The organism is Aquimarina sp. ERC-38, assembly GCF_026222555.1.
In the GTDB taxonomy this organism is placed as follows: domain Bacteria; phylum Bacteroidota; class Bacteroidia; order Flavobacteriales; family Flavobacteriaceae; genus Aquimarina.
Window position 1 is genome coordinate 188,726 of sequence record NZ_CP098511.1, and the last position, 24,815, is coordinate 213,540.

The window sequence follows — 24,815 nt, forward strand, 5'->3', positions numbered from 1 at the left end:
GTTTAGCTATAAAGTAACAGCTTCGGCTTCTACTTCTTTATTTATTTTTTTAACTAGTCCGGTTAATACTTTTCCGGGACCTACTTCTTTAAAATGAGTGGCTCCGTCTTTAATCATTTGTTGTACGCTTTGTGTCCATTTCACAGGTGCCGTAAGTTGTGAGATCAAATTTTCTTTAATTTGATGCGCATCGGTTACTTTAGTAGTACTCACATTTTGATAAATCGGACAAATAGGTTTTGAAAACGGAGTGGCTTCAATAGCAGCTGCCAATTCTTCACGGGCCGGTTCCATTAACGGAGAATGAAAAGCACCTCCTACCGGTAAGAGCAACGCCCTACGAGCCCCCCTTTCTTTTAAAACTTCACAAGCTTTTTTAACCGCTTCTATTTCGCCTGAAATCACCAACTGACCCGGACAATTGTAGTTAGCAGCTACTACAATTCCATCAATAGAATAACATATTCCTTCAACTACTGCATCTTCTAACCCTAAAACCGCAGCCATGGTAGAAGGCTGATGTTCACAGGCTTTTTGCATTGCTAAAGCCCGTTTGGAAACTAAACTCAAACCATCCTGAAAAGATAAGCTTTGATTGGCAACCAATGCTGAGAATTCACCTAAGGAATGTCCAGCCACCATATCAGGTTGAAAGCGTTCTCCTAAAATAGTACTTAAGATAACCGAATGTAAAAAGATGGCAGGTTGGGTGACTTTAGTTTGGGTCAATTCTTCCTTAGACCCCTCAAACATAATTTTAGTAATTTCAAAACCTAAAATAGTATTTGCTTGTTCAAAAAGTTCTTTTGCCTGGGGATATTCATTATATAAATCTAGTCCCATTCCTGGAAACTGGGCTCCCTGACCCGGGAAAATGTATGCGTTCATTGTTATAAATTTGATTCAAAAATAATATTACTATATAATTTAGCATATGGAAGTGGTTGAAACTTTTCCTAATCAACCGTAAAACCTTCTTTTTAATTGTATTTCGAAATAATTTCTTTAGCTTGACCGTAATAAGAAGTTCCAAACAAATTTAAATGTACTAATATGTAATACAGTTGAAAGATATCGGTACGATCTCGCCATCCACTTTCCAAAGGATACAGGTTATCATATTCTTCAAAAACCATAGGGTCAAACCCTCCAAATAATAGCATTAACGCCAAATCCATTTCACGAGGGGCATAGGATACAGCAGGATCAATTAATACCGGTAATGCATTCTCATTCACCATAAAATTGCCTGACCATAAATCACCGTGAATTAAAGCCGGAGGTTCATCTGGCAATATAGCTTCTATGTTATTATATAATTTATCGGTATTACTAAAGATATAACCATTTTGTGCAGCTAATTCAAGTTGAGGTTGTAATCGTTGCCGGACATAAAATTCAGCACTATTTATATGTTTTTTATTGTACTGAAGTAAACTTCCTATATAATTATCTGCTTCTAATCCGAAGGTAGCAGACGTATGTTTGTGTAGTGTTACTAATTGCTTTCCGAAAAGTTTCCAGAAATTCTGATCTTTGGAGCCTAGGGTTATATATTCTAATAAAAGGTAGCTTTGTTCATTAAAAGTGCCGTAACCTATCACCTCCGGGATTTTAAAAGTATTTGTTTTTTGCAATAATGCCAGTCCCTGTGCTTCCTTTTCAAACATTTTCGGAAATTTGGAAGCATTGTTTACTTTAACAACCAACTTCCCGCTATCAGTAGTTATCAGATAAACCTGATTGATATCCCCACCTGACAAGGGTTGTACTAATTGTAATTGAAAATTAAATAAGGATTGCAGATGTGCTTTAAAGGCAGTTGTAATCACTTATTTTCTAATGTAAGTAAAATATGAGAACGGATAAGCATGTTTTGTATCTTTGGGATGTTCTTTTTTTTCAATTAATTTCCATTGATTTTCATCTATCTCCGGAAAAAAAGTATCTGCTTCAAAAGTATGATGAACCCGAGTAAGTTCAATTTTATCGGCAAATTCCATTCCTAATTTATAAATTTCTCCACCACCAATGATAAAAGGTTGGTCATCCTGTGCTGCTTTCTGCAAGGCTTCCTGTATGGTATGCACCACAACCGCACCTTCTTTTTGATAGGTTTTATCCCTGGTAAGTACAAGGTGTGTTCGATTAGGTAAAGGTTTCGGGAAAGTTTCAAAAGTTTTTCGACCCATAATGATACAATGTCCGGTGGTTAAACTTTTAAACCTTTTAAAATCATCCGGTAAATGCCATACCAGATCATTATCTTTTCCCAATTCGTTTTGCTCCCCTGCCGCAGCAATCATGGTAATCATACTTTAAAATTTATGGGAGGATTAGTATCATCAGATGGATTTTCGGGTAATCCGTTATTTACGGATGGTAAAGGATATTTTTCATCAACTTCGGATTGCAAGCTTGCAATTTTTTCTTTTTGTTTTACGATTAAACGGGCAATCTGCTGATCCGTCCATTCCTTTCCCATAAATTTAGAAAAAATCCAGACATTACTTGTATGAACCAGAAGGACAAAGAACCAAAACAAAATGGCAACTACATACCAGTCTAAACCTGCTATTTTTACAGAAGCACCAATGGAGAGTACCAGATTTAAGAAAATAAGGAAAACAGATCCTATAATAAAAATAAGGAAATGTCTGAATAATCTCTTTTTTTGAACCGCTCGTTTATGAGCATATTCATACATCTCTTTTTCTACCGGATCAATCTTAGGTTTGTCTTTCTTTTTTGAAAACATGTAATAGCGTATCTTTTCGTCAAAAATTAAAGATACTGGTTTACCAAAAATATGTTTAACGCTTATGAAGAATTTAAGAAAAGAATTTCCTGTTTTATCGCAGTACACCTATCTTAATACGGCCTCTTGCGGGCTTTTTTATGACACCTTATTAGAATTCCGGCAATCGCACGACCTGGATTACCTTATTAAAGGAAGTACGTTTAGAGATAGCCAGGTCGAATTTTTACAAGGGGTCAGAAGTATCATAGCTACTACGTTTCATGGCGATGCAGAACGGATTGCTTTGCTTCAAAATTTTTCGCTTGGGTTTCATATCGTATTAGAAGGTTTACCAAAAAAGTCGAAATTCCTATTAGTAACATCGGACTATCCCTCTGTTAATTTTGCTGTAATCAGTAAAGGTTTTAAACATTACTTTGCCGAAGCAAACGCTCATGTAGAGGAAAATATTTTAAATACGATAGCTAAAGAAAAACCGGATGTATTAGCGTTGAGTATGATTCAGTACCTGGACGGTATTGCCATCAAACCATCTATTTTTAAAGAACTAAAAAAAACATATCCGGATTTGCTAATTATTGTAGACGGATCTCAATTTTTAGGAACACGATCTTTTAGCTTTAAAGATTCGGGGATTGATATTTTGGGTACTACCGGATGTAAATGGCTGTTAGGAGGCTACGGAACAGGATTTTTTATGTTTACGGAGAAAGCTATTCAGAAAATTACTCCTACAACTTATTTGATAGCAGCTCAAAAATCACCATATGATGTTTCTTACACTAAAGCCTTAGCCAGGTTTGAGTGCGGAGCGATGGATACTTTAGCTTTTGGAAGTTTAGCTCATTCTTTACAATTTATTCAAAAAATAGGATGGGATGTTATCGAAGAAAATATTCAAGAGGTAAGTGAGTATGCAAAAGAGGCATTATCTTCTCAAAATCTACTTTCTGAAGGGGTTATAAAACGTACCTACCATAGTTCTATTTTTAGCATTAAAGGGGATCAGGCGTTGTACCAAAATTTAAAATCAAAAGATATCATTACTACTTTTAGAAATAATAGTATCCGCACCAGTTTTCATTTCTATAATACTAAAGATGATGTGGATCAACTACTTAAGGCTTTATTATAGTTATTTATCATTATTGGGTAGATAATACACAACAAATGGGTAACGTTCAATCTATTATAAAAATAATTTAATATAAGACATTGAATTATAGTTAGTTATATTTTATTAAATTTGGTATACTTTTTTATTTACATATCACAAACTAACACTATGAAAACTTATACATTACACCTATTATTTTTTCTTTTACCTATTCCCTTCTTATTCGCTCAAGAAGCGGTTGAAAGAACAGTAGGTACAGAAGATCAAATGCTTCATATTTCCGCAAATTTGGTAGTTGATACTGCTGATGACTTATTAGCATATATTGACCGGGCAAAAAACAAAGGGGCTAACACCGTACTTTTTTCTGATTCTAAATTAAACATTTATGGGCTTAACGGTACTGCAGGAACACGATGGGATCGTGAAATGCAAAAACTTGTAGACGGCATTAAAGAACGTGACCTAAAACTAAATTTACTGAGTATTGTGATGGGGTTTGGTAATTCCCTGTTAATCAATGATAAAAATCTTACAACTGGATATCCAATAAAAAAACAACCTTTACTGGCTGAAAATGGTATTTTAAAACCCGTAGCAACTGCTGAAATTGTAAACGGTGGTTTTGAAGAAATCAGTCCTGATAATGTGGATAGTCCTAACAGTTGGGGTTTTCAAGATGCGGTCGGAGAACGTACTTTTATCGATACTAATGTAAAACGATCCGGGAATGCGTCCTTTAGAGCAGATGCCAGAGATAATGAATCTTCTCGTATTTTTACTTCTTTTACCGTCCAACCTTTTCACCAGTATACGTTATCTTTCTGGATAAAGGCTAAAAATTTAAAGGCTAAGAATGTGCTTCCGGTTATTTTGAAAGATGATGATGATAAAATTATAAAAGACCGTCTTACTAATTTACGCATGTCGTTACCCAAAGAAAATGGGGGTAGAGCCTATTTTAACTCGGCTGACAATTTAACTATTGATGATTGGACTGAAATGCGTATCGCGTTTAACAGTCAGGAGGCAACACTGGTAAGAATAGCACTAGCTGTATTTAATGGTTCTGCCGGAAGCATTTGGTTTGACGATGTAAAGATCGAAGATACTCCTGCGCTTAACTGGCTAAATCGGGATGATTTACCTATCTCTGCAACCTTGCAATCATCAGGACAAGCCTTATCTTTTGATACCGATATAGAAAGACCCCTTGACGAGTCACTTGGACAGTTCAGCGCTGATTTATCTTATGACACCCAACATCTGGCTCCGGAGATTACTCTTAAAGAAAATTCTAAAATAAATGACGGGGATATTGTTGAAATTTCAGGTTGGCACGCTTTGCCTACGGCAAACGGACAAGTTTCCGGTTCATGGAACCATCCGCAGAGTTTTGCTAATATGCGTTTAATACATCAGCGATTGTATGAAGCTTATCAACCTGATGCTTTTTTACTTAATTATTCTGAGATTCGAACCGGAGGTTTTGAACCTTTAGATACACAGTATAAAAATTCCGGGGAGGCTTTAGGTAAGAGTATTGAGCAAGCTTTTAATGATCTTTTTGAGGTTGCTCCGGATGCAGATTATTATTTTTGGTCGGATATGATTGATCCAAATCACAATGCGGTCGAAAAATATTATCAAATTAATTCCTCGTTAGAAGGTATTTGGAACTATGTAGATGCAGAAAAGGTAACTTTAGCTACCTGGTGGGAAGGTGATAAAATTACGAAATTTGGTCTGGCATCATTGCAATTTTTTGCAGATTTGGGGTTTGATCAGATTCTAGGTGCTTTTTATGACGAGAATGTCATTGATAATTATAACCGTTGGCAAATAGCTGCAAACGGTATTGAAGATATAAAAGGCTCCATTTATGCTACTTGGATACGACCCCGTAATTTTAGCCAAATTGAAGCTTTTGGAGATGTTTGGTGGGAAAACGGAAAAGTACTCGACAATTCCGAAATAACTTTAGAAAATAAAAATATAGCGATGTACCCCGTTCCGGCAGAAAATACAATAAATATAAAGTTGCCGGAAGCTTTCCGAATAAAAAAGATCGAACTCTATGACTTAAATGCAAGACAAGTTCAACTACAAAATACTGAAATAGCTACGGAAAATGACAATGTTACCATTGACGTATCTTCTATCGCCCCCGGTACGTATTTTGTTCATTTAACAGGCGATGATCATAATATTATCAAGGAAAAAATAAGTTTAAAATAAAAAACTTACGGGTTGGAGTTTGTATTATTCTACAACTTCAACCCCTTTCCAAAATGCCACGTAACCTTTAATCTGTTTTGCCAATTCACTGGTTTCCGGATAATACCAGGCTGCATCTGGATTTGACTTTCCGTCTACTTCTAGTGTATAATAAAAAGCTTCTCCTTTCCAATGGCAATGCGTATGCGTTTCGCTAGCTGTAAAATATTGCTTATTAATAGCTTCAGGCGGAAAATAATGGTTATTCTCAATTATTTTAGTATTATCACTTTCAGCGATTACTTTATTGTTCCAAATTGCTTTCATAGCTTTTTAATTTTTTCTTTTTATAATATAATTCTTATAATACTCCTTTTTATCTGTAAATGAGGTTACTACTTCGAGTCCGGATTCTTTAGCTAACCAATTGACAATAGTATCATCATATTTTTGAGATATTTCGGTATGGATACTTTCCCAGGCTTCAAAAGAAATTTCTTGTGATAAACTTTCTATTACTACGCTTTGTTTTTTAGTACTGACCAGGTAGCTTTTAGCTGTTCCGCTTTCGGGATCATATACTTCCCAATGTTTAAAATGATCCGGATTAAAATTACCGCCCAACTCTTTATTGATCCGTACTAAGACGTTTTTATTAAAGGCTTCGGTAATTCCGGTAGTATCGTTATAGGCATTTAGAATAACCTGCGGATCTTTCTTTTGGTCAAATCCGATAAAAAGTAAATCTTCTTTATGCATCGTATTCTTCAGTTTTTTAAGGAATTGGATAGCCCGGGGATGTAATAAGTTTCCAATATTAGACCCTAACATAAGAATTACCTGCTTTTGATCACTTTTTTTGTGTAAGCGATCCAAAACTTCAAAATATTCACCTACTTGTCCCCTGACTTCTAACTGGGAAAATTCTTCTTTTAAATTAGTAACTAATCCGGATATTGCATTCTTACTAATATCAATCGGATTATACGTAATCGGATATTGATTATCTAATAAATAACGTAGTAATACCTTTGTTTTTTTACCGTCTCCTGCTCCCAATTCAACCAGGTTAAATCCGGTTTTATTCCTATCAAAATAAGTGCAAATTTGGGCTACTTGATTTTTTAAGATATCATATTCAGTTTCAGTAAGATAATATTCTGGCATTGCCATAATATCCTGAAAAAGTTTATCTCCTACTTCATCATAAAAATACTTGGATGAAAGATATTTTGGGAAAGCGTTCAGGCCTTCTGACACTTCTTTTTCAAAAGTGCTCACTTCTGTAAGCTGATTTTCATTGTTCATTATATGGTAAGCGTTTTAGCTAATCGGATTCCGTTAAATTGCCATCGCAATTGCGGATGAAAGAAATTTCGGTATGTAGGGCGGGTATGTGCCGTAGGGGTTGCAATAGAACCCCCGCGCAAGACTTTTTGATTTACCATAAATTTACCATTGTATTCTCCCAGTGCTCCAGGCTCCTTTGTATAACCGGGATAAGGTAAATAAGCACTTTCCGTCCATTCCCAACGGTCTCCCCATTCAAATTGAGATTGTGCGATTTCCCATTCAAACTCAGTAGGTAATCGCAACCCCTTCCATTCGGCAAAGGCAAATGCTTCATAGTAAGAAATATGGGTAACCGGAGCTTTTAAATCTAAAGGTTGTAAGCCTCGTAAAGTATATTGATGAAAGACATGATCTACTTGATGCCAATACATAGGTTGCGTGATTTTATGGGTCTGTACCCAATCCCAACCTTCGGCATGCCAAAGTAGGCTATTCTGGTAACCCCCGTCTTCTATAAACTCTAAGTATTCTCTATTAGTTACTAGCGTGTCTGCTATTGCGTACTTCTGTAGATATACTTTATGAACCCCTAATTCATTGTCATAACAAAAGTCAAAACCTTTATGTCCGATTTCATATACCCCTTCATCGATGGTAATTAGCTTATATTCTTTGTTAATTATAGGATTTTCAGTTATGGTATCGTTGTATTTGGGTAACAACGGATTATGGCCCAAAATGTATTTTATATCCGTTAAAAGTAATTCCTGGTGTTGTTTTTCATGGTGAATACCTATCTCAACCAGTTTACAGAGTTCTTCCTCATGTTGCTCTTCTAGCAGTCGTATTAGTTTAGTAGTCACATGGTCGCGATACTCGTATACTTCACTAACCGTAGGCCTGGATAAATTACCACGATCGGTCCTTACTACCCGCTTTCCTATACTTTCGTAATAACTATTGAATACGAAAGCAAAGTCATTACTGAATCGCTTATAGCCATCTATAAATTTTACCAAGATAAATTCTTCAAAAAACCAGGTCGTATGCCCAAGATGCCACTTGGGTGGAGAGACATCTACAATGGGTTGTACTACGTAATCTTCGGTTTGAAGGGAAGCACAAAGTTCTTCGGAGTGCGAACGGGTCTGAATAAAAGAATCTAATAAGTTATCAATAATGACCATAAAGAATAAGTAGGAAAATATTCCGATTCCTTTCAAATTTAACAATTTAAAGACTTATTTTTTGACCATATCTGTTAACCTCTTGTTAAGATAGCTAGAAAATATTAGGTAGAAAATCAAAATAAATCACTATTTTACAATTAATAAGTATTTGCTTTACAGTAATTTATACAAATTAGCACACTATGTTGTATTAGTGATAAATGCAACTTCTTATAATTCTTTGTATCTTCTTGAAAATAATTTTTTAATGAAAGTATTTATTGTTTTATTCCAAATGCTCTTAATCATTGGAGCCTGTTCTGAAAAAACGGAAGAGGAAGCACAAAATTTTGATTTAAAAGCAGAACAACAGGAATGGAGTTTATTCAAAATGACCGGGAACACCCCTAATTCCGAAACTACGGGAAACCAAATGTCATGGCAGGAAATCTATGAAATAAATAATAACGGAAGTTTTACTAAGATCCGAAATCGAGATGGGAACATTACCGAAGCTTCCGGTACCTATGAAATCAAAGAAGAAAACGAAGGAAGAGCCCTTTTACTTATGTATGACCAAAAAAATCCTATTATAGGTAATTGTACGGGAGATACTACGGAATATTTATCTATATATAAAGATATTTTACAAAGTTCATGGTTCGCTTGTGATGGTCCGGGATTGTTTTATAAGCGAACGAAATAAAATGGGTCTTCGACAGGCTCAGACCACGGTGTTTTCGACAGGCTCAGACCACGGTGTTTTCGACAGACTCAGACCACGGTGTTTTCGACAGGCTCGGACTACGTTTCTTAGACAAACTTAGATTACAATTTCTCGACAGGCTTAAACTCTAGGTTATTGGCGGGCTTAGAACTTATTTTTAATAATTTTAGGTGGATGTAGATACGGCATCAATAATTTTTACACGGCTACCACACCTTTTATATGAGGATGCGGATCGTAATCTTTTAAGGTAAAATCTTCAAAGGTAAATTTAAAAATATCCTTGATTTCCGGATTGATTTCTAAGGTTGGTAAGGATTTGGGAGTTCGAGATAATTGTAATTCCAATTGTTCACGGTGATTATTATAAATATGTGCGTCTCCAAAGGTATGGATAAAATCTCCCGGTTGATATCCGCAAACTTGTGCTATCATCATGGTAAACAAAGCATAAGATGCAATGTTAAAAGGTACTCCTAAAAATATATCCGCACTACGCTGGTACAATTGACAAGAAAGTTTATCATTTGCTACATAAAACTGAAAAAATGCATGACAGGGAGGCAAGGCTGCTTTTCCATTAGCTACATTCTCTGAAAAGGATTTAGAGGTATCCGGAAGTACGCTAGGGTTCCAGGCAGAAACCAACATCCGGCGACTGTTTGGGTTAGTTTTTAGAGTTTCGATTACTTCTTTGATCTGATCAATTTCATCTCCGTTCCAATTGCGCCATTGGTATCCGTAAACCGGACCTAAATCCCCATGTTCATCCGCCCACTCATTCCAGATTTTAACTCCGTTTTCCTGTAAATATTTAATATTAGTATCTCCCTGTAGAAACCAAAGCAGTTCGTAAATAATAGATTTTAAATGCAGTTTTTTAGTGGTGACCATGGGAAAACCCTGATTCAAGTCAAACCGCATTTGATATCCGAATACACTTTTAGTCCCGGTACCGGTTCTATCCCCTTTTTCATTTCCATGTTCCAGTACGTGACGTACCAGGTCTAAGTATTGTTTCATTATTAACGAGTATTCTCCTGAATGATAAAGTTAGAAAGAAGGCAGTTACCAAATGTCACTTCTTAAAATAAATATCAGCTATTTTTCAACAGTAGATTTACCAGATAGCAAACTATGCTAAGTCATAATTTTTAATCAAAACGGAAGCCGATATCTGAAGGTATTTTTCTAAGTTTCGGATCATATCAACGGTTAATCGTTTTTTACGACTTAGCACTTCTGATACCCTGCTTTTACCCCCGATAATTCCGATCAAATCTTTTTGACGCATATTTAATTCTTCCATTCGGATTTTAATCGCTTCGATTGGGTCAGGTGCTTCTATAGGAAACTCCTTATTTTCGTAGTTTTCTATAAGTAGGGATAAAATATCTGCTTCATCCCCTTCCTTAGAATCTACAGGAGCATCAAAAATTACTTCGAGGCGGTTAAGCGCCTGCTGGTAGTCTTCTTTGGTTTTTATAGATTTTACTTCCATAACATCATTTATATATAGTTAGCATCTATTTTATCATATTTTGAATGTGTTCCGATAAAACGTATAAACGCCCATTGTCTTTCGTAAATAAATTTTACAACCAGACGATATGAATTTCCTTTTATATTGAAAACAACCCGACTGTCACGAGGTATGCTTACATTTATAAATGTTTGCTTTACATCATTAGGTGATTTCCAATCCGAGCTTTTTGCCGTATTGTACCTGGTTCTGATATACTGTTTAGAGTCAGCATGTCTTTTCTAGAAAAGCCTTAATGTACTTTTAGCAATAATTCTTTTCATCAAACTATCTTCTATATAAAAATACAAAAGTTCTCAAATAAAGAACCTAAATGTATAAGAATTTTTATTTCTGTAATTAATAAGAATATCTACCCAATAATCATTCCAGCCAAGGTTGCAGATAGTAAGGAAGCAATTGTTCCCCCAATAAGGGCTTTTAAACCGAATTCGGAAAGGGTTTTTCGTTGTCCGGGAGCTAGCGAACCGATACCTCCAATTTGAATACCGATAGAAGCAAAATTAGCAAACCCGCAAAGCATATAAGTGGCCATGATGATGGATTTATTATACGTTAGGTGAAGCGTATTTGAAGCATCTTTAAGTGCTGCTAATTGTATGTAACCTACAAACTCACTTGCCGCTAATTTAATCCCCAACAATTGCCCCATTAACATCATATCCTCTTTAGCCACTCCAATTAACCACATTAACGGAGCAAATAAAGTTCCTAAAATGGCTTCTAAAGAAAAAGCAGCATAAGGCGTATGGTTTGCCACTACTGAATTTAGTCCGGTAAACCCTCCGATCCAACCTAACATTCCGTTTAACATGGCAATTAAAGCTACAAAGACTAACAACATTGCCCCTACGTTTGCTGCCAAGCGTAGGCCTTCGGTAGTTCCGTTAGAAATTGCATCCAGTACATTAGCTCCTATCTTATCTTGAGTGACTTCTACGGTACTTTCAATAGCTTCGGTTTGAGGGTACAACATTTTTGAAACCACAATAGCCCCCGGTGCTGCCATCACTGATGCGGCTAAAAGGTGCCTTGCAAATTCTAAGCGTAGAGCTTCATCATTCCCACCTAAAAATCCAATATAAGCTGCCAGAACCCCACCGGCTACGGTAGCCATTCCTCCTACCATTACTAACAGGATTTCGGATTTGTTCATTCGTTCGAGATAAGCTTTAATCATTAACGGAGCTTCGGTTTGCCCTAAAAATATATTACCGGCAACGCTTAAACTTTCAGCTCCGGAAATTCCCATTAATTTGGTTAGAACCCAAGCCAAACCTTTGACCACTACCTGTATAATTCCGAAGTAAAACAGCACAGAGGTAAGTGCGGAAAAGAAGATAATTGTAGGTAATACCTGAAACAAAAAAATAAAACCATAGCTCTCTACGTCCATCATCCCTCCCAGTAAAAACTCACTTCCAGCTTGGGTATAAAGTAATATTTCGTTAAAAATCTTTCCAATAAAATTAAATATTTTCTGAATGACAGGCACTCTTAGCACTCCAATGGCTAGTAATAACTGAGCGATTAAACCAATCCCTACCGTTTTCCACTGAATCGCTTTGCGATTACTACTTGCCAGATAGGTTATGAGTAAGAGCACTAACATTCCAATGGCACCCCGGTAAAAACTGGTAAAGGAGAAACCAGAACTTTGAATAAGTTTGGGTTGTTGAGAAGTTTTAGAAGTTGTACTTACTAGTGCTACATCTTTTTGAAATGTTAGGTGTTCGGAATTTTGTTGTAATATCAATAAAGAATCGGTAAGCTGTTGCACCTTATAACGTATGATGCTATCACCTGGTTCTTCAAATAAGACCAGGTTTTTATATTGAAAAATATAGCTGCCTTTTATAATCGTATCCGTAGCACTTTTTAAATACGTAAAATCCCCGTTCAAAAATTCAATGTATGAATTGCTATTTTCAGTCGTTGTTGATTTTTCTGTAACCCAACGCCCTTCTAATTCTTGTGTAAAGGCAGTTAGCGAACTAAAAGTTAATACCAGTAAAAGAAGCGTAATTCGTAGATTCATGAATAAACGGAGGTTACAGGTCAGCTATATAAAAGAAGGGATCTTAGTTTCTTTTTGAAATTTCGTCCCGAATCCGGGCGGCAAGTTCGTAATCTTCATTAGAAACGGCTTGTTCTAACATTCGATTCAGTTCGTCCAGCGATAAATCCTGGTAGCTGGTTTCTTTACCAATTACCTGTAAATCTTCAGAAACCAATTCATCTACTAGCATACTATCAGCATCTTCTTCCCCTTTTTTCGGATTTACTTTTAGATAAATTCCTGCTTGATCGAGGATATTTTTATAAGTAAAAATTGGCGCTTGAAAACGTAAAGCTAAGGCAATCGCATCACTGGTACGGGCATCAATAATTTCTTCGATTTTATCTCGTTCACAAATAATACTGGAATAAAATACTCCGTCTACTAATTTGTGAATGATTACCTGTTTTACCACAATCTCATAACGATCTGCAAAATTTTTAAACAGGTCATGAGTTAGAGGCCGGGGAGGTTTTATTTCTTTTTCCAGGGCAATAGCAATAGATTGAGCTTCAAAAGCACCAATAACAATTGGCAACTTACGATCTCCTTCCATCTCACTTAAAATCAATGCATATGCTCCGTTTTGCGTTTGACTATACGATATTCCTTTAATGTTCAAGCGAACTAAACTCATAATTTTATTATTCAAAAAGTGCTTTAATAATCTGTAAAGCGCTTCATAGTCAACTTACCTATAATTTTGGCAAAGATATGGGTAAAAGTAAGACTCCACAATAAGAATTTACTCCGACTTTTTAAAAATTGCTACAAAAATATTCTGCTTCAATTTAAAGATCACCGTACATTATTAATAAAATGTAGACCAATCTACCACAAAAAGTAATAACCTCTAAAGTATACTTCATAAAAAAACCGCCTGAACTTTAGAATATCTACCGTAGTTCAAGCGGCTTTTCCTAAAAGCACAATTTATAAAAATTATGCGTTATTTGCTTTAAATTCTTTTAGTTTTTCAATTAATTGAGGTACAACCTCAAATGCATCTCCTACAATTCCGTAGTCTGCTGCTTTAAAAAAAGGAGCTTCCGGGTCATTATTAATTACCACCTTGGTTTTACTGGCATTAATTCCTGCTAAATGTTGTATTGCGCCAGAGATTCCGACTGCTATATACAAATTAGAAGCTACCGGTTTTCCGGTTTGTCCTACATGTTCTCCATGCGGACGCCATCCCATATCACTCACCGGTTTACTACATGCAGTGGCAGCACCTAATACACTAGCTAAATCTTCAATCATTCCCCAATTTTCAGGACCTTTTAATCCCCTGCCCCCGGATACGACTACTTCAGCATCTGCGATAGATACCTGATCGGTTGCTTTATCGACAGAAGTAACACTAACTGCGAAATCCGCATCGGTCAATTCCGGTGTAAAACTTTCTACAGTCGCTGCATCTTCACTTTCTTTTAAGCCAAAAGCGTTGTTTGATAATCCAAGAATCTTACACTCTGTACTAATTTCAGTCAAGCTAAAAGCCTTATTAGTAAAAGCTGTTCTTTTTACTACAAAAGGTGTTGAACTTTCAGGCAAGGCGACTACATTAGAAACATATCCCGCATCCAGATGTACGGCTAACATAGGCGCCAAAAACTTACTATCAGCACTGGAACTTACCACTACTACACTAGCTCCTTCTTTTTTTGCTGCCTGCCCAATGGCATCAGCGTATGCTTTGGCAGTAAAAGTGGTTAATTTATCATCTTTAACTTCCAGCACTTTATCTACTCCATAGGTTCCTAATTCGGCACTATCCGTTGCATTAAAAGTAACGGCGGTCACCGAAGTACCCAACATATTAGCAATCTCTTTTGCATAAGATGCCACTTCAAAAGCTGCTTTTTTAAATTTTCCTTCTTCGTTTTCGGTATATACTAAAACTGACATAATTTTTATTTTTTAATAGAAACCGGACTTAACCACCAGTTTCCCACATATTAACTCACTTAACTATATAGCCTTGGCTTCATTATGAAGTAAATCCACTAATTTTCCCACATCATCTGCTGGAATTAGGGTAACTTCACCTTTAGGCACTGGTTTTTCAAACTTTTGAGCCTTAGTTTCTTCAGAAGCTTCAACAGGTTCTACCACATTGAGCGGTTTTTTACGTGCCATCATAATCCCCCTCATATTAGGAATACGTAAATCACTTTCTTCTACTAATCCCTTTTGCCCACCTATTACCAGGGGCAAGGACGTTTTTGAAGTCTCTTTACCTCCGTCAATCTCTCTAATAGCGGTTACTGTTTCTCCTTCAATTTCCAAGCCGATACAGGTATTTACAAAATTAGCATCAATTAGAGCAGCTAACATCCCTGGAACCATTCCTCCGTTATAGTCAATAGATTCACGTCCGGCAATAACTAAATCATAACCTCCGTCTTGTACTACTTTTGCTAGTTGCTTAGCAACATAAAATCCATCGGTAGGATTTGCATTGACCCTGATAGCATTATCAGCTCCTATGGCTAAAGATTTACGTAAGGTAGGCTCTGTTTCCGGACCACCTACATTCACTACATCTACTGAGGCTCCTTGTTTTTCTTTAAACCACATGGCACGGGTTAATCCAAATTCATCATTAGGATTTATAACAAATTGAACTCCGTTTGTATCAAATTTTGTATCTTCTTCTGTAAAGTTAATTTTAGAAGTAGTGTCAGGAACATGACTAATACATACTAATATTTTCATTTATCACCTATTTTTTTACGAATTTAATAATAGTAACGAAAGTACAAATAAAATACTGAATTTACTATGCATGCATAATAAATTTTTTAGTAAGATTCTCGTCAAGCAGTCTTTTATTCCTACTTTTGTGCCGTTCTTAAGGTTACGTCTTATATAAATAAAGCATAAACTTAAAGACATACGTTAATTAATAGTAGAAGTCATATCAAATGAAGACATTACAGTTTAGAGAAGCCATTTGCGAAGCGATGAGTGAAGAAATGCGTAACGATGAATCCATTTATTTAATGGGTGAAGAAGTTGCCGAGTACAATGGTGCTTATAAAGCTAGTAAAGGAATGCTGGACGAATTTGGTTCGGACCGTGTGATTGACACTCCGATTTCTGAACTTGGTTTTGCCGGAATTGGGGTAGGTAGTGCGATGAACGGTAACCGTCCTATCATTGAATTTATGACATTTAACTTCTCCCTGGTAGGTATTGACCAGATTATCAACAATGCAGCAAAGATGCGGCAAATGAGCGGTGGACAGTTTAATATCCCTATCGTCTTTAGGGGTCCAACTGCTTCTGCCGGACAATTAGGAGCTACGCACTCGCAGGCTTTTGAGAACTGGTTTGCCAATACCCCGGGTTTAAAAGTGGTAATCCCTTCGAACCCTAAGGATGCTAAAGGCCTTCTAAAATCGGCAATTCGTGATGATGATCCGGTTATTTTTATGGAGTCTGAGCAAATGTACGGAGATAAAGGTGAAGTACCTGAAGGAGAGTTTACCATACCTCTAGGTGTTGCTGAAATTAAAAGAGAAGGTAGTGATGTAACAATTGTTTCTTTTGGTAAGATTATCAAGGAAGCTTATAAAGCAGCAGATGAGCTTGCTAAAGAAGATATCTCTTGTGAAGTTATCGATCTAAGAACCGTTCGACCTCTAGACCTGGATGCTATTTTTACTTCAGTTAAAAAAACCAATCGATTGATTATCCTGGAAGAAGCCTGGCCATTAGCTAATATTGCTTCTGAAATCACCTATCAGGTACAGGCAAATATTTTTGATTACCTGGATGCTCCTATCTTAAAGATCAATACAGCAGATACGCCGACCCCTTATTCTCCGGTATTATTAGAAGAATGGTTGCCTAATAGTGAAGATGTTGTTAAAGCTGTCAAAAAAGTGCTCTATAAATAAAATGAAGCCCTTTTCTTTGCGTTTTCATTTCTAGAAATTTTGAGATTCTAAGGAGGTTAACCATGAAGAAAAGGTACTTTTATTATTCAGCTTATTCCCGTATATGTTGTTCAGGAAACTAGTTATTTTTCTGACCTTGATAACCGGTTTTCAAATTTTAGCACAAACTAAAGTAAGCGGCCGGGTGCTGGATAGCCAGAAAAATCCGGTACCTTTTGCGAACCTGGTTTTAGCAAATTCAACTATAGGTACGATCTCTGATGAAAATGGTACTTTCTACCTGGAATCCGATAAGAATCACGATGCGGTTACCGTTTCTTTTATTGGTTTTGAAACCAAAACCGTTCCGCTCACCCAAAAAGCTACTTACAAACTTGATATTATCCTGGAAGAGCAGGCTAATTCTCTAGACGAAGTGGTTATTTACAAAGGAAAGACTTCCAAAAAAAATAATCCCGCTATTGATATCCTTGAAAAAATCTGGAAGTATCGTAGGGAAAATGGGGTTAAAAAGTTTAAACAATATACTTACGATAAATATGAAAAGTTAGAATTTGATTTAAATACCATTGACAGTTCGTTAATTAATAGTCCGATCTTTAATGGTATGGAATTTATCTTTAAAGATATTGACACTTCCCGGATTACCGGAAAAACCTACCTTCCTATTTTTTTAAATGAGGCTATTTCTAAAGTGTATGGAGATAATGAACTAAATGAGGAAAAAGAAATTTTACAGGGTAACAAGAATGCCGGGTTTAGTAATAATCAGACCTTGATTGCTTTTATTAAAGATTTGTATTCGGATTATGATATTTATGAAAATTACCTTCAATTTTTTGATAAGAGTTTTACCAGTCCGCTTTCTAAAACTGGAGTAAGCATTTATAATTATGTACTCACGGACAGCGCTTATGTTGATAATAAATATTGTTATAACATTACCTACTACCCACGCCGAAAAAATGAGCTTACTTTTAAAGGAGATTTTTGGGTAAATGATACCACCTGGGCGATTAAAGAGATTAACCTGGAGGTTTCTAAAAGTGCTAATATCAATTGGGTTAAAGATTTATACATCGAACAGGAATTTGAGGTATTGAATGATTCGGTTTTTTTAATTACCAAGGATTATTTTCAGTCGGACTTTGCGCTTAATAAAAAGGAGAAGTCCCGTGGAATTTATGGGAAACGAACGACACTTTACGATCACTATCAGTTTGACCGTAAAAAAGACCCGAAATTTTACCGAAGCCAAATTGATCCGTATAATAAAGATGTATACAATCGTGAAGATAGCTTTTGGCAGGAAGCACGTATGGAAAATTTAAATAAGGATGAACAAAAAGTATACACTTTATTAGACACGTTAAAAACGGTAAAAGCTTTTAAACGTTTGTACAATGTAGGTACAGTTTTAGCTTCCGGTTACATTGAGTTCGACGGTTGGGATTACGGACCCTTATTTTCTACTTTTGGGTATAATGACATTGAGGGGATTCGCTTACGGGCGGGAGGACGCACTTATTTCACCCCAAATGATCAATGGCGGATTGAAGGGTATGGTGCTTATGGTTTTAGAGACGATCAATTTAAGTACGGAATTTCCGGTAAATGGTTGCTGGATAGAAAGAGTAGGTTAACCGTATCTGCCGGAAACCGACGAGATGTAGAACAGTTAGGTGCTAGTTTGACTAATACCAATGATGTACAGGGGAGAAGTTTAGCTTCTTCAGCAGTAATCACTATTGGGGACAATACAAGGTTGACATCAATTAATCTTTCTGCTTTTTCTATGCAAATTGAACCCAGGCGTAATTTTATTATTGGGGTTACCGGATCTTACCGTACTTTAAAACCGGCAGACCGTAATTTATTCAGCCTTGATTTTATCGATCCGGAAACCGGAGAACTGCGCCAGGAAATCAAACAAGCGGAAATTGCGACCCAACTTTCTTATTTTCCAGGCCGGAAAACCACCGGGTATGGGGTAGACCGCTTAATAGTGAATGACGGAGATTATGCCCAGTTATTTCTGAATTATGGAGTAGGTCTGGATCATATTTTAGGTAGCGATTTTGAATATGAGAAACTTCAGTTTTTATACCGGCAGCCCTGGAACATCGGTGGATTCGGTAGGTTGACCAGTTCTGTTGAAATTGGTAAAACTTTTGGAGAAGTTCCCTTAGGTTTATTGAGCGTAGTGCCGGGGAATCAAACTTTGTTTTCTATTTATAACACCTTCCCGTTACTTAATTTTTATGAGTTTGTTACAGATACGTATGTTTCCACACATCTGGAACATAACTTTAATGGACGTATTTTTTCACGTATTCCTTTTCTCAGAAAGCTAAACCTTCGGGAACTGGTAGGGTTACGAGGTGTCTGGGGAGAACTTTCTGAGGAAAGTTTACTACTTAGTGAGCCGTCAAATGAGGTATTGCTTGCCCCTGATGATCAGGTGTATTGGTCTTATAGCCTGGGAGTCGGTAATATTTTTAAAATCTTCCGAATTGATTTTCATTTTAGAGGAAATTACTTCGATAATCCGGATGCCCGGAAGTTTGGAGTTACCGGGGCTTTTGGGTTTTCTTTTTAGGTTTTAGTTGTTTGTACAGTTTGTATTGAGTACGAAGTATTAAGTCTGAAGTTAGAAGTCTGAGTTAAACATGATTGTATATGAAACGATTCTATTTTATATCCGCTTATAATTATAAATTATCTAATTTAATAGGTTTCATTCCCATTTCTGCCCTACGTTTGTTTACATTTTCTTTATTTAATATTTCAAATTTTCCAATTGCAGCCTTTTGTGTTCCGTAAATTTGGTCCTTATTATTATGAACCATTAATCGATCCTGCATAAAAGCTAAAATACTTTTACTCATTTTACGTTCCATAGTTGCACATTCAAACATTGGATAGTAATAAGATATTATTTCTTTATCTGAATGTTGTATGGTTAAAAATATAGCTAACATACCTTTAAAACTAGTTTTTTGGGGACTGGGAATACCACACTTTTCTAAAAAAGGAATGATCTTTATCTGGTTCAAGGAATCATGTTGTTTTATATCTAAACCGCTAGTTCTTGATTTTTGGTCTCTTTCAAATATATCTGGTAATATGGATAAAAATTCATTACAATCCACATTCTTTAGAAGCATACTATCCAGAAACGCAGGTTTGCTTGCATCAGTTTGAAATTGTAGCAAATCATCTTTATAGGTATTCGGAGTTAAAACTACTTTCTTAATAACCCCTTCCTTATCTTTATAATAGTTTACTCCAAACGAATCTTTTACAGCATAAAATGTGATTAAATCTGTTTCTTTATTTTTTATAAAGAAATTAGCCTTACTCAAATCCAGTGTATTGGAACGAATCATAAAAACTATATCATTATCCTCAACTTCAATTAAATTATTATCACAACCTACTAGAATTAGCGTGTAAAAAATTATCCAGTAAAGAGGCAATTTCTCTTTCAATTTTATTGTATAAGCTAGACAAATTTAAATATAGGAAGTATAAAATCAATTAACGAATCTATCTTAAAATCCGAACAGATGAAAAGTATTTTTGGGAAGACATATTTGCTATAATAATAAATGATGTGAATACTTTTAATACACTTTATGATGAAAATAACAAATGACCGATTCAACTTAAGAAAATACTAAGAACTTGTTATCTCAATGTAGGAACCTTAAAATAACTAATTTCAAACTCCCCATACTTTAAATTACTATTAAATTTTTCAAAAGAGTTCTAAATTAAATAGTCACAATTTTCTCCTGCGATTCTCAATACTTATATTTGCCGCCACTAAATTATTTGAATAATAACCACATTATGAGTGCAGCAACTAAAGATAGTTTTGATGTCTTGATTGAGATTCCGAAAGGAAGCCGTAATAAATATGAATACGATTTTGATATAAAAAAAATACGATACGACCGGATGATCTTTTCATCGATGATGTACCCGGCGGATTATGGGTTTATCCCGGAAACCCTGGCACTTGACGGAGACCCACTGGATGTTTTGGTATTAGTAACTGAACCTACTTTTCCGGGTTGTGTCATTGAGGTAAAACCCATTGGAGTATTTCATATGGCAGACGAGAAAGGGCCGGATGAAAAGATAATTTGCGTTCCGGTATCCGATCCTATTGCCATGCAGTTTCATGATTTAAAAGAATTAAACCCACATTTAATAAAAGAAATTGAGCATTTCTTTCAGGTTTATAAAGATTTGGAAAAAAAGAAAGTTGATGTTGGAGGTTGGGGCAATGCCGAAAAAGCACGCGAAATTATTCAATTATGTGTGAAACGTTTTGAAGAATTAGAAGACCGACCTAAAGGCTTATTTAGCATTTACTAGATTTTTAAAAATAATACTGTAAAAAGCGTATAAATTTATTAAAATTTATACGCTTTTCTTATTTGTTTGATTTTCATTACATTTAGTAATTGTTAAACTAAACACATATCATCTATGGAATCAAACTTAATTTATGTACCTATTGCTATGGCTATTTTGGGGCTTTTGTTCATGTTTGTAAAAATGTCCTGGGTCAAAAAACAAGCTCCCGGATCGGATAAAATGCAACAGATTTCTAAAAGTATTAAAGAAGGTGCTTTAGCTTTTCTTGCTGCGGAATATCGACTACTGGTGATCTTTGTCATTATAGCTTCCCTGGCATTATTTGGTATTTCTACCCTGGTAGCAACGACCAGTTGGATGATTGTTCCGGCGTTTATTATTGGGGCTATCTTTTCAGCACTAGCCGGTAATATCGGGATGCGAATTGCTACGGATGCAAATGCGCGAACTGCCGAAGCTGCCAAAACCAGTTTACCTAAAGCTTTAAAAGTTTCTTTTGGCGGGGGTACGGTGATGGGATTAGGTGTTGCCGGGCTGGCAGTATTGGGATTAAGTTTATTCTTTTTATTTTTTATTGGTCAATTTATGAATGGTACGGGGTCACCGTATGAAAATATGACGGTAGTGTTAGAATCCTTAGCCGGATTTTCTTTGGGAGCCGAATCTATTGCCTTATTTGCCCGTGTAGGTGGTGGTATTTATACAAAAGCAGCCGATGTAGGAGCTGACCTGGTAGGTAAAGTAGAAGCCGGAATTCCCGAGGATGACCCTCGTAATCCGGCAACCATCGCGGACAACGTAGGTGATAATGTAGGAGATGTTGCGGGAATGGGAGCGGATTTATTTGGCTCATATGTTGCAACGGTCTTAGCTGCCATGGTTCTGGGAAATTATGTAATCAGGGATATGTCAGTAAACACAGTGTTTACCGATGAATTTGGAAATATGGGACCGATTTTATTGCCTATTGTCATTGCAGGTGTAGGTATTTTAGCCTCCATTATTGGGACTTTCCTGGTAGGTATTAAAGATAATAATGCCAAAGAAGCCCAGGTTCAGAAAGCTCTGGACTTAGGGAATTGGGCAGCTATTCTTTTAACCCTGGTAGCCAGTTACTTTCTTATCGATTGGATGTTACCGGCTGAGATGCAAATGAGTTTCTTTGGCGAAGGTTTAAAGATTATCCCATCGATTCATGTGTTTTATGCTGCAATTATCGGTCTGGCAGTAGGGGCTTTAATTTCTATGGTTACCTCCTACTACACCAGTTTAGGTAAAAAACCGGTATTAAACATTGTACAAAATAGTGCCACCGGAGCCGGAACTAATATTATTGCCGGATTGGCGGTTGGGATGAAGTCCACTTTTGCATCAGTAATCTTATTTGCCGCTGCTATTTACGGGTCGTATGAACTTGCCGGGTTTTACGGGGTAGCACTGGCAGCTTCTGCGATGATGGCTACTACCGCTATGCAGTTGGCTATTGATGCCTTTGGTCCTATTGCCGATAATGCCGGGGGTGTTGCTGAAATGAGCGAATTGGACCCCGAAGTCCGGGAGCGAACAGATATCCTGGATTCGGTGGGAAATACTACGGCTGCGGTAGGAAAAGGTTTTGCAATTGCTTCAGCAGCCCTGACCGCCCTAGCCTTGTTTGCTGCTTATGTCACCTTTACAGGTATTGATGGAATTAATATTTTTAAAGCTGATGTATTGGCCATGTTATTTGTAGGCGGAATGATACCGGTTATTTTTTCGGCCTTAGCCATGCAATCCGTAGGAAAGGCAGCCATGGAAATGGTTCATGAGGTACGTAGACAATTTAGAGAAATACCGGGTATTATGGAGGGTACAGGTACACCGGAGTATGCCAAATGCGTGGATATCTCTACCAAAGCGGCATTAAAAGAAATGCTTTTACCGGGTGTTATTACTATTGTTACTCCTATTTTGATCGGTTTGCTCTTTGGTGCTGAACCTTTGGGAGGATATATGGCAGGTGTTTGTGTCTCCGGGGTAATGTGGGCTATTTTTCAAAATAATGCCGGAGGTGCCTGGGATAATGCTAAAAAATCCTTTGAAGCTGGTGTATCTATTAACGGCGAAATGACTTATAAAGGTTCTGATGCGCATAAAGCAGCGGTTACCGGGGATACGGTAGGAGACCCTTTTAAAGACACTTCGGGTCCTTCTATGAATATTTTAATTAAACTTACCTGCCTGGTAGGATTGGTTATTGCCCCTTTACTTGGAAATCACGGAGTCACTAAAGCTTCTGCTTCTACCCTAGATATGGAAAATGTACCGAACCTAAGTGTTAGTCATATGAAAGTAGATTTAAAAGTTATTGATAAAAAAACAACAGCTTATACAAATTACTTACTAGAAGATGCTAAAGAAGTTCAAAAAGATTGTACGGGTTCTCTTTTTTCAGTAAGATAAAATGTAAAACGTTCACTTTAAATGAGTATAAAGGCCTTGCTTCAAGCAAGGTTTTTTATTTTTGGGATTGATTGTATTCTATGTTTAGAAAAAAACCATATCGTATTAACACGTATTTGAGTTACGGAACACTTCAACACTTTAGGGCACAAGGTCGCGCCCTAGAATACCAGGGAGTTAATTTTGAAGGAAATACCAATGTATGGCAAACTTTAAAAAATATATATAAACAATTTGAAAGCGACGAGATACGAAATACAGCATTAGAGATAAAATTATCTAACGGTACTTCTTTTGAAACTACTACGGACAAAGAAGGCTACTTTAAAATAGATGAGGTACTACAAGAACCGTATTTACTAACGGATCAGGATGACTGGTTACCTTATACCGTATCTTTTAAAAACACTACGGACCATAAAATAATAGATCATAATATCTTTAAAGGAAAGATGTTGCTTCCGGAGCGAAATGCTTCTTACGGAATTATTAGTGATATCGACGATACTATTTTACATACGGGTGTTGCTTCTGTTTTTAAGTGGAGATTGGTTGCCAATACTTTTTTTAAAAATTTTGACCGCCGTATGCCTTTAGAAGGAACTTCCGAATTTTATAAAAAGTTACATTCCGGTAAAAAAGGTGATGTGCTAAATCCTATTTTTTATGTAAGTAACAGTCCCTGGAACCTCCATGATTATTTGGCTGCTTTTTTGTCTAAGAATCAATTTCCGGAAGGTCCAATCTTACTACGGGATTTTAGGAATCCATTTGAAGCCAAACCAAAAAAGCAATTACCTCATAAGGAAGCAGAAATTAGTACTATCCTGGAAAGTTATCCGGAATTAAAATTTATCCTTATTGGGGATAGTGGAGAAAAAGATGCTGACATTTATATAAAAACAGCAAAAAAATTTCCAGGAAGGATATTAGCGATCTATGTGAGAAATGTAAATCATTTAAAACGAGATAGCCGGATCACCGAATTATTAGACACTTTTAATGAAATTCCTACCCTGTTAGTAAAAACTTCCCAACAGGCAGAAGAACATGCTAAAAAACATGGTTTTATAAGCTGATTTTACCATAGTATTGCAAAATAAATGAACTCTAAACAATTAATTTTTATCATTATCTCATTATTTTACTAAAAATGAGTGTAAAAGCAGACAATCTTACATATTATTCTT

General features: G+C 36.3%; 23 protein-coding genes. 8 read left to right on the forward strand and 15 right to left on the reverse strand.

What is annotated here, in order from left to right:
• Positions 1-6: 6 nt before the first annotated feature.
• From fabD to NBT05_RS00885, 4 genes are all read right to left on the reverse strand, one after another.
• A complete protein-coding gene (gene fabD / locus NBT05_RS00870; protein ID WP_265771529.1) occupies positions 7-888 on the reverse strand; it encodes an ACP S-malonyltransferase in 882 nt (293 codons plus the stop codon).
• Between the two features lie 92 nt (positions 889-980).
• A complete protein-coding gene (locus NBT05_RS00875; protein WP_265771530.1) occupies positions 981-1,832 on the reverse strand; it encodes a fructosamine kinase family protein in 852 nt (283 codons plus the stop codon).
• Positions 1,833-2,315 (reverse strand): dihydrofolate reductase, encoded by a 483-nt coding sequence (locus NBT05_RS00880; protein ID WP_265771531.1) that lies wholly within the window; start codon positions 2,313-2,315, stop codon positions 1,833-1,835.
• Positions 2,312-2,758, reverse strand: a complete 447-nt coding sequence (locus tag NBT05_RS00885) for a 2TM domain-containing protein (protein WP_265771532.1) — start codon at positions 2,756-2,758, stop codon at positions 2,312-2,314. Before NBT05_RS00885 ends, NBT05_RS00880 begins: the two co-directional genes overlap by 4 nt.
• A 64-nt stretch (positions 2,759-2,822) precedes the next feature.
• On the opposite strand from NBT05_RS00885, the gene NBT05_RS00890 reads away from it, so the two are divergent.
• Positions 2,823-3,896, forward strand: a complete 1,074-nt coding sequence (locus NBT05_RS00890; RefSeq protein WP_265771533.1) for an aminotransferase class V-fold PLP-dependent enzyme — start codon at positions 2,823-2,825, stop codon at positions 3,894-3,896.
• A 150-nt stretch (positions 3,897-4,046) separates the two neighbouring features.
• Positions 4,047-6,116: a T9SS type A sorting domain-containing protein gene (locus NBT05_RS00895; RefSeq protein WP_265771534.1), complete on the forward strand. Its 2,070-nt coding sequence runs from the start codon at positions 4,047-4,049 to the stop codon at positions 6,114-6,116.
• 24 nt (positions 6,117-6,140) lie between these two features.
• On the opposite strand, the gene NBT05_RS00900 is transcribed toward NBT05_RS00895, so the two are convergent.
• Genes NBT05_RS00900 through egtB form a run of 3 tightly spaced genes read right to left on the reverse strand, consistent with a single transcriptional unit; the run spans position 6,141 to position 8,575 of the window.
• Positions 6,141-6,422, reverse strand: a complete 282-nt coding sequence (locus NBT05_RS00900) for a DUF427 domain-containing protein (protein ID WP_265771536.1) — start codon at positions 6,420-6,422, stop codon at positions 6,141-6,143.
• Between the two features lie 6 nt (positions 6,423-6,428).
• Positions 6,429-7,403, reverse strand: a complete 975-nt coding sequence (locus NBT05_RS00905) for an L-histidine N(alpha)-methyltransferase (RefSeq protein ID WP_265771537.1) — start codon at positions 7,401-7,403, stop codon at positions 6,429-6,431.
• Positions 7,403-8,575 (reverse strand): ergothioneine biosynthesis protein EgtB, encoded by a 1,173-nt coding sequence (gene egtB, locus NBT05_RS00910; protein WP_265773189.1) that lies wholly within the window; start codon positions 8,573-8,575, stop codon positions 7,403-7,405. The genes NBT05_RS00905 and egtB overlap by 1 nt, the downstream gene beginning before the upstream one ends.
• A 250-nt stretch (positions 8,576-8,825) precedes the next feature.
• Between egtB and NBT05_RS00915 the strand changes: the two genes are divergently transcribed.
• Positions 8,826-9,263 (forward strand): hypothetical protein, encoded by a 438-nt coding sequence (locus NBT05_RS00915; protein ID WP_265771538.1) that lies wholly within the window; start codon positions 8,826-8,828, stop codon positions 9,261-9,263.
• A gap of 219 nt (positions 9,264-9,482) precedes the next feature.
• Here NBT05_RS00915 and NBT05_RS00920 read toward each other — a convergent pair whose 3' ends face one another.
• The 7 genes from NBT05_RS00920 to NBT05_RS00950 all read right to left on the reverse strand — a co-directional run bounded on the left by NBT05_RS00920 (position 9,483) and on the right by NBT05_RS00950 (position 15,607).
• Positions 9,483-10,307, reverse strand: coding sequence for a thymidylate synthase (locus tag NBT05_RS00920; protein ID WP_265771539.1), 825 nt, complete (start codon positions 10,305-10,307; stop codon positions 9,483-9,485).
• 112 nt (positions 10,308-10,419) lie between these two features.
• Entirely contained in the window at positions 10,420-10,785 is a 366-nt protein-coding gene (locus tag NBT05_RS00925; protein WP_265771540.1) for a helix-turn-helix domain-containing protein, read from the reverse strand.
• A gap of 8 nt (positions 10,786-10,793) precedes the next feature.
• The gene (locus NBT05_RS00930; RefSeq protein ID WP_265773190.1) at positions 10,794-11,021 is read right to left on the reverse strand and encodes a type II toxin-antitoxin system HigB family toxin; all 228 of its coding nucleotides are present in this window, start codon (positions 11,019-11,021) and stop codon (positions 10,794-10,796) included.
• A 158-nt stretch (positions 11,022-11,179) separates the two neighbouring features.
• Entirely contained in the window at positions 11,180-12,865 is a 1,686-nt protein-coding gene (locus NBT05_RS00935; RefSeq protein ID WP_265771541.1) for a NupC/NupG family nucleoside CNT transporter, read from the reverse strand.
• Between the two features lie 43 nt (positions 12,866-12,908).
• The gene (locus NBT05_RS00940) at positions 12,909-13,523 is read right to left on the reverse strand and encodes a bifunctional nuclease family protein (protein WP_265771542.1); all 615 of its coding nucleotides are present in this window, start codon (positions 13,521-13,523) and stop codon (positions 12,909-12,911) included.
• A gap of 305 nt (positions 13,524-13,828) precedes the next feature.
• On the reverse strand, positions 13,829-14,797 hold the full coding sequence (locus tag NBT05_RS00945; RefSeq protein WP_265771543.1) for an electron transfer flavoprotein subunit alpha/FixB family protein: 969 nt from the start codon (positions 14,795-14,797) through the stop codon (positions 13,829-13,831).
• 63 nt (positions 14,798-14,860) lie between these two features.
• Complete coding sequence (locus NBT05_RS00950) at positions 14,861-15,607, reverse strand: electron transfer flavoprotein subunit beta/FixA family protein (RefSeq protein ID WP_265771544.1); 747 nt, start codon at positions 15,605-15,607, stop codon at positions 14,861-14,863.
• A gap of 209 nt (positions 15,608-15,816) precedes the next feature.
• Here NBT05_RS00950 and NBT05_RS00955 point away from each other — a divergent pair, with 209 nt between their 5' ends.
• Both NBT05_RS00955 and NBT05_RS00960 read left to right on the forward strand, forming a co-directional pair.
• A complete protein-coding gene (locus NBT05_RS00955) occupies positions 15,817-16,794 on the forward strand; it encodes a pyruvate dehydrogenase complex E1 component subunit beta (RefSeq protein WP_265771545.1) in 978 nt (325 codons plus the stop codon).
• A 103-nt stretch (positions 16,795-16,897) separates the two neighbouring features.
• Positions 16,898-19,393, forward strand: coding sequence for a DUF5686 and carboxypeptidase-like regulatory domain-containing protein (locus NBT05_RS00960; RefSeq protein WP_265771546.1), 2,496 nt, complete (start codon positions 16,898-16,900; stop codon positions 19,391-19,393).
• A gap of 112 nt (positions 19,394-19,505) precedes the next feature.
• On the opposite strand, the gene NBT05_RS00965 is transcribed toward NBT05_RS00960, so the two are convergent.
• A complete protein-coding gene (locus NBT05_RS00965; protein WP_265771547.1) occupies positions 19,506-20,285 on the reverse strand; it encodes a DUF6624 domain-containing protein in 780 nt (259 codons plus the stop codon).
• Positions 20,286-20,649: 364 nt separating this feature from the next.
• On the opposite strand from NBT05_RS00965, the gene NBT05_RS00970 reads away from it, so the two are divergent.
• The 3 genes from NBT05_RS00970 to NBT05_RS00980 all read left to right on the forward strand — a co-directional run bounded on the left by NBT05_RS00970 (position 20,650) and on the right by NBT05_RS00980 (position 24,704).
• Complete coding sequence (locus NBT05_RS00970) at positions 20,650-21,180, forward strand: inorganic diphosphatase (protein ID WP_265771548.1); 531 nt, start codon at positions 20,650-20,652, stop codon at positions 21,178-21,180.
• Positions 21,181-21,294: 114 nt separating this feature from the next.
• Complete coding sequence (locus NBT05_RS00975; protein WP_265771549.1) at positions 21,295-23,625, forward strand: sodium-translocating pyrophosphatase; 2,331 nt, start codon at positions 21,295-21,297, stop codon at positions 23,623-23,625.
• Between the two features lie 80 nt (positions 23,626-23,705).
• Positions 23,706-24,704, forward strand: coding sequence for an App1 family protein (locus tag NBT05_RS00980; protein ID WP_265771550.1), 999 nt, complete (start codon positions 23,706-23,708; stop codon positions 24,702-24,704).
• The last annotated feature ends 111 nt before the right edge of the window (positions 24,705-24,815 follow it).

Coding starts and splice junctions, on each gene's coding strand:
- NBT05_RS00915 (WP_265771538.1), top strand. CDS start 8,826: ATGAAAGTATTTATTGTTTTATTCCAAATGCTCTTAATCATTGGAGCC.
- NBT05_RS00895 (WP_265771534.1), top strand. CDS start 4,047: ATGAAAACTTATACATTACACCTATTATTTTTTCTTTTACCTATTCCC.
- fabD (WP_265771529.1), bottom strand. CDS start 888: ATGAACGCATACATTTTCCCGGGTCAGGGAGCCCAGTTTCCAGGAATG.
- NBT05_RS00940 (WP_265771542.1), bottom strand. CDS start 13,523: ATGAGTTTAGTTCGCTTGAACATTAAAGGAATATCGTATAGTCAAACG.
- NBT05_RS00945 (WP_265771543.1), bottom strand. CDS start 14,797: ATGTCAGTTTTAGTATATACCGAAAACGAAGAAGGAAAATTTAAAAAA.
- NBT05_RS00975 (WP_265771549.1), top strand. CDS start 21,295: ATGGAATCAAACTTAATTTATGTACCTATTGCTATGGCTATTTTGGGG.
- NBT05_RS00905 (WP_265771537.1), bottom strand. CDS start 7,403: ATGAACAATGAAAATCAGCTTACAGAAGTGAGCACTTTTGAAAAAGAA.
- NBT05_RS00970 (WP_265771548.1), top strand. CDS start 20,650: ATGAGTGCAGCAACTAAAGATAGTTTTGATGTCTTGATTGAGATTCCG.
- NBT05_RS00950 (WP_265771544.1), bottom strand. CDS start 15,607: ATGAAAATATTAGTATGTATTAGTCATGTTCCTGACACTACTTCTAAA.
- NBT05_RS00920 (WP_265771539.1), bottom strand. CDS start 10,307: ATGAAACAATACTTAGACCTGGTACGTCACGTACTGGAACATGGAAAT.
- NBT05_RS00900 (WP_265771536.1), bottom strand. CDS start 6,422: ATGAAAGCAATTTGGAACAATAAAGTAATCGCTGAAAGTGATAATACT.
- NBT05_RS00935 (WP_265771541.1), bottom strand. CDS start 12,865: ATGAATCTACGAATTACGCTTCTTTTACTGGTATTAACTTTTAGTTCG.
- NBT05_RS00880 (WP_265771531.1), bottom strand. CDS start 2,315: ATGATTACCATGATTGCTGCGGCAGGGGAGCAAAACGAATTGGGAAAA.
- NBT05_RS00960 (WP_265771546.1), top strand. CDS start 16,898: ATGTTGTTCAGGAAACTAGTTATTTTTCTGACCTTGATAACCGGTTTT.
- NBT05_RS00890 (WP_265771533.1), top strand. CDS start 2,823: ATGAAGAATTTAAGAAAAGAATTTCCTGTTTTATCGCAGTACACCTAT.
- egtB (WP_265773189.1), bottom strand. CDS start 8,575: ATGGTCATTATTGATAACTTATTAGATTCTTTTATTCAGACCCGTTCG.
- NBT05_RS00955 (WP_265771545.1), top strand. CDS start 15,817: ATGAAGACATTACAGTTTAGAGAAGCCATTTGCGAAGCGATGAGTGAA.
- NBT05_RS00885 (WP_265771532.1), bottom strand. CDS start 2,758: ATGTTTTCAAAAAAGAAAGACAAACCTAAGATTGATCCGGTAGAAAAA.
- NBT05_RS00980 (WP_265771550.1), top strand. CDS start 23,706: ATGTTTAGAAAAAAACCATATCGTATTAACACGTATTTGAGTTACGGA.
- NBT05_RS00925 (WP_265771540.1), bottom strand. CDS start 10,785: ATGGAAGTAAAATCTATAAAAACCAAAGAAGACTACCAGCAGGCGCTT.